The sequence below is a fragment of the Streptomyces sp. NPDC038200 genome (genome assembly GCF_055600785.1).
The window spans coordinates 1-1050 of the sequence record NZ_JBVJYH010000077.1 but is presented as its reverse complement, the minus strand read 5'-3'; the positions used below and the strand labels follow the sequence as shown (position 1 = coordinate 1050).

Annotated in this window: 1 protein-coding gene; it reads right to left on the bottom strand. The window is 69.9% G+C overall.

The features are described 5' to 3' along the window. The coding region (locus ACZ7KF_RS41585) for a beta-ketoacyl reductase (protein WP_471087941.1) at positions 1-1016 on the bottom strand (1016 nt) is incomplete at its 3' end. Positions 1017-1050 lie beyond the last annotated feature (34 nt).

Below are 1050 nucleotides of genomic sequence, written 5' to 3'. Positions count from 1 at the left end.
AGGTCGAACTTGACGGGGACCAGGGTGGGTTCGTCGGCGGTCAGGGCGGTGTCGAAGAGGGCCATGCCCTCCTGGGCGGACAGCGGCCGGATACCACTGCGCCGCATACGCGCCTGGTCCGACTCCCCCAGCGAGCCCGTCATCGCACTCGACTCGCCCCACAGACCCCACGCCAACGACACCCCGGGCAAACCCTGCCCACGACGCCACCGAGCGAAAGCGTCCAGGAACGCGTTCGCCGCCGCATAGTTGCCCTGACCCGCACCACCGAGCACACCCGACGCCGAGGAATACAACACGAACGCATCCAGATCCAGATCCCGCGTCACCTCGTGCAACGCCAACACCGCATCAACCTTCGGCCGCAACACCCCAGCCAGCCGCTCCGGCGTCAACCCCGCGATCACACCGTCGTCCAACACACCCGCCGTATGCACCACACCCACCAACGGCGCATCCACAGGCACCCGCGCCAACAACCCCGCCAACGCCCCCCGATCAGCCACATCACACGCCGCCACCACCACCCTCGCCCCAGCCCGCTCCAACTCCCCACGCAACTCCGCCGCACCAGCAGCCTCCGCACCCCGGCGGCTGGCCAGCACCACACTGCGCACCCCATGCACCGCCACCAGATGCCGGGCCACCACACCACCCAACGCACCGGTCCCACCCGTCACCAACACCGTCCCACCAGAACGGAACACCGGCCCCGCAGACCGCACCACCCCAGCACGCACCAGCCTCGGCACGAACACCTCACCCGAGCGCACCGCCACCTGCGACTCACCCGAACCGACCACACCCGCCAGCACCCCACCCGCCGGCACCCCACCACCCACACCCACATCCACCAGAACCACCCGGCCCGGACTCTCCGCCTGCGCCGAACGCACCAGACCCCACACCGCGGCCGCCACCGGATCCACCACACCGGCCTCACCACCGACAACCACCGCACCCCGCGACACCACCACCAGCCGCCCCCCACCCGAAGACGCAAGGAAGGACTGCACAGCAGCAAGGACACCAGCCGTCACCTCACGCACA